We start from the raw sequence: 5,522 nt of genomic DNA, 5'->3' as shown, positions 1-5,522 counted from the left end.
TGATCAAATGCAACCGCATCGAAGCCCGGGCTGCTTCGGCATCATGGCGCGCCAACGCTGCGTAGATTTGCTCGCGCTCACGAATCACCAAGGCGCGATTCTCAGCCGTGACAGCTGGCCCTGCCTGTTGAACCACCGCGATCAACGTATTGCCCACATGGGCCATGGCATCGATAAAGAAGCTGTTGCCGGTGCACTGGGCGATCTGTAAATGAAATTCGAAATCCACCCGGGCGCTTTCGGCATCCGCGGCTTCAGAAGCGTTCGCCACATCCAGCGCTTCACGCATCGCCAGTAACTGCTGCGGCGTAGCGCGTTGGGCGGCGATGCCAGCGGCTTCGACTTCCAGGCTCTGGCGCAATTCGATCACCGCCAGCGCGTCGTACGCGCCACCCTTGACGTGCTTGCTGCCCTGGAAATCCCCCGGGCGAGCAGTGTCGACCACGAAGGTGCCGATGCCGTGACGCGTTTCCACCAGGCCTTCGGCCTGCAGCCGCGACATGGCTTCGCGAACCACCGTACGACTGACGCCACGGTCCTTGATGATGACCTGCTCGGTCGGCAGTTTGCTGCCTGCGGGCAGTTCGCCGGCCAGTATCTGCTGCGTCAGATCGACCACCAGTTGCTGGGTCATGCTCAGGCGTCGATCGGGTGTGACACGGTCCATTGCACCTATCCATTAAAGCCAGACGATCGCGGCATTATAGCCGCGACCTAACGTCGAAACGCACTATAATGCCGGCTGATCACACTAGAGCAAGCCGATGACGGATCAAGCGTTATCTCCATTGAATAAACCGCGCCGCCTCGCCGAAACACTGGTGGACCGCTTTGCCCAGCGCATGCGTGAAGGCATTCTCAAGCGCGGCGAAAAGCTCCCCACCGAAGTGCATATCATGGAAGCCGAGGGCGTCAGTCGTTCGGTGGTGCGTGAAGCGCTGTCGCGCTTGCAGGCGGCGGGGCTGGTGGAGACGCGGCATGGCGTCGGCACCTTTGTCCTGGACATGCCGGCGCCGGAGGGCTTTACCCTCGGGCCGGCGACGATTGCCACGTTGTCGGATGTGCTCAACCTGCTGGAGTTTCGCCTGAGCCTGGAAGTCCAGGCCGCCGGCATGGCTGCCGAGCGCGCCACGCCCCAAGCCCTGGCCGAACTGGCCCAGGCGCTGGAAGCGTTGCTGCAAGGCCCGGAAAAGTCCGGCACCACCATCAATGCCGATTTCCAGTTCCATCTGAAAATCGCCAAGGCCGCTGGCAATTACTACCTGATCGACATCATGAAGCACCTGGGTACCAAGCTGATCCCACGTACCCGGATGAACTCCGCCTATTCCGGGCAGAGTGATCGCAGCGCCTACCTGCAGGGGATCAACGCCGAACATCAACAGATCTTCGACGCCATCGCCAGTGGTAATGTCGACGCGGCGCGGGCGGCCATGTACCTGCATTTGAGCAATAGCCGCATGCGCCTGTGTGAAACTCAACAACGCCAGGCTTTTTACAACGAATAATGCCCACTGATTCTGTGGGAGCGAGCCTGCTCGCGAAGGCAGTGGGTCAGTCAACATGAATGCCAACTGATCCGACGCTATCGCCAGCAGGCTCGCTCCTACAATTTAGAAGAAGCTGTATTTAACACCGACCCGCAGCCGCAACTGGCGATCGCTGTCGACCGAGTTGACTTTAATATCACCCACTTCAAAGAATGGTGCCCAGCGTTTATCCCACTGGTATTTGACCACGGCGTTCTGTTCATAGTCGTCGGTGCCGCCGTTATAGCGAATGTAGTCGGCATCGAAGTAAGTCAACTGATATTCATAGGCCCACGGTCCTTGGGGGCCATAGTTGATATATACATCGTAACGATTGACCGTCTGATCGTCCTGCCCATTATGCGGCACGTCACGGTCGATCTTGTCGCGGTCCAGTTTGGCTGAATCCAAACGGTAGCGACCGGCGATGCTCAACTCTTTGGTCACGCGGTAACCCAGGCGCAGGCCCAGCTTGTAGGTGGTGGATTCTTCGTCGCTGTCCAAGGCCAACGAGGGCGTCAGCATCCAGCGATCATTGATCTTGTGCTGGTAGTTGACGGTAAATTCATGACCGCTGCCGACGGTATTGTCGAAGGCGACGTCTTGCCGGTCACCGGCGGTCTTGTATTTGAGTTCACCCTCCAGACCCAGGCCGCTGTCCAGCCGAATACCAAACTTGGCACGGTCGGCATGCATGCGACTTTTTTCCGCATATTGGTGGCGCACATTGATATAGCCGGTATCGGCCTGGGCAATAACCGAAGTAAACAAGGAAGCGAGAGAAAGTATTACCAATGTCTTTTTCATGTTTTTTTATTCTTGTTGGTTGAACGGGTTAGTTGGGTTAAACGCTAAATCACAGGCGAGCGCGTGCGCGGCATTGAAACCTGGGGTTCAACGTCTTTTACGGGTTAAAACAAGTGCAACTGATGAATCAGGGTTTAATTCAAACGGCGACAGGGATGCCTTGTATGTCGCGACTGGCCTGCACCAGCAAACGGGTGTACGCGTGCGTGGCTCCGTCACTCGCCAGAAGCTGACTGTCGAGCGTCTCCACCACCCTGCCCTGCTGCATCACCGCGACCCGATCGCATAAGTGCGCAACCACCGCCAGATCGTGGGTCACCATCAGGTAGGTCAGGCCTTCCTGGCGGCGCAAGTCGGCCAGCAGGTTGAGGATTTCCGCCTGCACCGAGACATCCAACGCCGAGGTCGGCTCGTCCAGCAACAGCACCCGCGGACGCAGGATCAACGCACGGGCGATCGCCACGCGCTGGCGTTGGCCACCGGATAATTGATGCGGGTAACGAAAACGGAAGCTGTCGTTCAAGCCGACCTTGCGCAGGATCTCGCTGACCTTCTGCGCACGCCCGTCGATGCCGTGGATGCGCAACGGTTCCTGCAACGCGGCATCAATGGTGTAGCGCGGATGCAGCGAGGCGTAGGGATCCTGGAACACCATCTGCACCGTACGATAGTGGTTCAGCGGCAGGTTGCGGATCACGGCCTGGCCGGCGATCTGCAGTTGCCCGGTCCAATGCTGATACTGCCCGGCCAGACAGCGCAGCACGGTGGTCTTGCCCGAACCGGACTCCCCTACCAGGCCGAATGCCTCGCCTTCGGCAACACTCAAATCGACGTCGTGCAATACCGCGTTCAGTGCCGCGCCGGTGCCAAAACAAAGGTTCAGGCCGGCGATTTCAATCATGCTCATGACAGGCTCCTCAAGCATTCAACCACTGCGGGTCACGCTGCAACACCGGCAGCGTGGCGCGCCGATGATCCAGGCTCGGCAGTGCGGCCAGCAGGCCACGGGTATAGGGATGGCTGGCTTGATCCAGGTCGGCGGCGGCAATCGACTCGACCACGCGGCCGGCGTACATCACCAGCACGCGGTCACAGAAATGCCGCACCATGTTCAAATCGTGACTGATGAAAATCAGCCCGAGGTCGCGCTCGCTGACCAACTCCTCCAACACGTTGAGCACCTGGCGGCGCACCGAGACGTCGAGGGCCGAGGTCGGTTCGTCGGCGATGATCACCTGGGGGTCGGTGATCACCATCATGGCGATCATGATGCGCTGGCCCATGCCACCCGAGACTTCATGGGGGTACAGGTCGTAGACCCGCTGCGGGTCGCGAATGTGTACCTTGGCGAGCATGTCCAGGGCGCGTTCGCGGGCCTCGCGATGGGGCACTTTGTGATGGGCCAGATAGGCCTCGGCGATTTGTTCGCCGACCCGCACCACCGGGTTCAGCGAGTACTTGGGGTCTTGCATGATCATCGACATGCGCGCGCCGCGAATCGCCTGGATCTGCTTTTCGCTGGCGGCCAGCAAGTCGATATCGGCAAAACGCAACGTCTTGGCGGTGACTCGCGCCGTCGGCGGATGCAAGCGCAAGAGACTGCGGCCAACGGTGGACTTGCCCGAGCCGGATTCACCAACGATGGCGAGTTTTTCCCGACCCAAAGTAAACGACACGTCACGCACCGCGCGGGAGATTTTGCCGGCGTTGCGAAACTCCACACACAAGTCCTGTACGGCAAGTTTTATCTCAGTCATGGGGCTGCTCCTCAGGATTGGCTACGTGGGTCAAGGACGTCGCGCAAACCGTCGCCCAACAGGTTGAAGGCCAGGCTGACCAGCATGATCGCCGCACCGGGCGCCGCCACCAGCCACCAGCTTTCGAGCATGTAGCGCCGTCCGGTCGAGATCATGGCGCCCCATTCCGGCAACGGTGCCTGGGCGCCGAGGCCGAGAAAGCCCAGGGCGGCAGCGGTGAGAATGATGCTCGCCATGTTCATGGTCAGGCGGATGATCACCGAGGACAGGCACATTGGAATGATGTGGCGCAGGATGACCCGGGTACTCGACGCGCCTTGAAGCTGCACCGCCACGACGAAGTCAGCGTTGCGCAGCGGCAGGGTTTCAGCGCGGGCGAGTCGGGCAATCGGCGGCCAGGCAGTCAGTGCGATGGCGATCACCGCATGCTCAAGGCCCGGGCCGAGGGCGGCGATGAACGCCAGCGCCAGGACCAGGCTGGGAAACGAGATGAAGATGTCGGTGATGCGCATGAACAGGCTGTCGACCCAACCGCCGAAGTAACCGGACACCGTGCCCACCAGCAAGCCGATTGGCCCGACAATCACGGTCACCAGCAAAACGATGTACAGGGTGATGCGCGAGCCGTAAACCAAGCGGGCGAAGACATCGCGACCGTATTCGTCAGTGCCGAACCAGTGGACGCTGCTGGGTGCTTGCAACGCCCCGGCAAGGTTCTGCAACAGCGGATCGTGACCGGCAATCCATGGCGCGAAAACCGCGACCAGCATCAGGGTCGAGACGACGATCAGGCCGGCAAAGGTCATCGGGTTGCGCAGCAGGAAACGCAGCAGGCGCAAGGCACTGACGGCCATCGCTGCCGTACTTGAAGATGGCAGCGCGGCACTGCCGGCTGCGCTGGAAGCAAGAGGCAGGTTCATTAGCGAGTCCTCGGGTCGAAGATCTTGTACAGCGCGTCGCTGATCAGGTTCAGCGTCACGAAGATGAGGCCGATCAGCAGGACACAGGCCATCACCGCGTTCATGTCACCGAGCAGCAAACTGCTGGTCAGGTACTGACCGAAGCCCGGCCAGGCAAACACGGTTTCGATCAGCACCGCGCCTTCCAACAGCCCGCCGTAGGCCAGCGCAACGATGGTCAACAGCTGCACGCGGATGTTGCCGAAGGCATGGCCCCAGACGATTCGCCGCTGGGACAAACCCTTGACCCGGGCGGTGATGATGTACTCCTGGGACAGCTGCTCGAGCATGAAGCTGCGGGTCATGCGGCTGATGTAAGCCACCGAGTTGAAACTGAGGATCACCGCCGGCAGCAGGATGTGGCGCAACGCGCTGCGAAAGGCCTCCCAATCGCCGGACCAGGCGGTGTCGATCAACAGCAGCCCGGTGTGTTTGGGGATCAGCCCGTCATAGGCCAGGCCGATGCGCCC

7 protein-coding genes are annotated in these 5,522 nt (G+C 60.4%); 1 reads left to right on the top strand and 6 read right to left on the bottom strand.

What is annotated here, in order from left to right; all coding sequences use genetic code 11:
* Positions 1-667: FadR/GntR family transcriptional regulator (locus GSM73_RS03350; protein WP_160891564.1), on the bottom strand; the 667-nt coding region annotated here is incomplete at its 3' end.
* Between the two features lie 97 nt (positions 668-764).
* Between GSM73_RS03350 and GSM73_RS03345 the strand changes: the two genes are divergently transcribed.
* Positions 765-1,508, top strand: coding sequence for a FadR/GntR family transcriptional regulator (locus GSM73_RS03345; RefSeq protein WP_047230512.1), 744 nt, complete (start codon positions 765-767; stop codon positions 1,506-1,508).
* A 105-nt stretch (positions 1,509-1,613) separates the two neighbouring features.
* On the opposite strand, the gene GSM73_RS03340 is transcribed toward GSM73_RS03345, so the two are convergent.
* From GSM73_RS03340 to GSM73_RS26820, 5 genes are all read right to left on the bottom strand, one after another.
* Positions 1,614-2,336, bottom strand: coding sequence for an oligogalacturonate-specific porin KdgM family protein (locus GSM73_RS03340; RefSeq protein ID WP_076386258.1), 723 nt, complete (start codon positions 2,334-2,336; stop codon positions 1,614-1,616).
* Positions 2,337-2,475: 139 nt separating this feature from the next.
* A complete protein-coding gene (locus GSM73_RS03335; protein ID WP_047230514.1) occupies positions 2,476-3,243 on the bottom strand; it encodes an ABC transporter ATP-binding protein in 768 nt (255 codons plus the stop codon).
* Between the two features lie 10 nt (positions 3,244-3,253).
* Positions 3,254-4,093 carry an ABC transporter ATP-binding protein gene (locus GSM73_RS03330; protein ID WP_160891562.1) on the bottom strand — a complete coding sequence of 280 codons (840 nt, stop codon included), beginning with the start codon at positions 4,091-4,093 and terminating at the stop codon, positions 3,254-3,256.
* Between the two features lie 11 nt (positions 4,094-4,104).
* Positions 4,105-5,013: an ABC transporter permease gene (locus GSM73_RS03325; protein WP_047230516.1), complete on the bottom strand. Its 909-nt coding sequence runs from the start codon at positions 5,011-5,013 to the stop codon at positions 4,105-4,107.
* Positions 5,013-5,522: ABC transporter permease (locus GSM73_RS26820; protein WP_256676687.1), on the bottom strand; the 510-nt coding region annotated here is incomplete at its 5' end. The genes GSM73_RS26820 and GSM73_RS03325, both read right to left, overlap by 1 nt.

Origin of the sequence: Pseudomonas sp. PICF6 (assembly GCF_009831705.1) — a bacterium.
GTDB lineage: Bacteria > Pseudomonadota > Gammaproteobacteria > Pseudomonadales > Pseudomonadaceae > Aquipseudomonas > Aquipseudomonas rhizophila.
The sequence above is the reverse complement of the archived record's forward strand: the minus strand, read 5'-3'. Positions and strand labels throughout refer to the sequence as shown.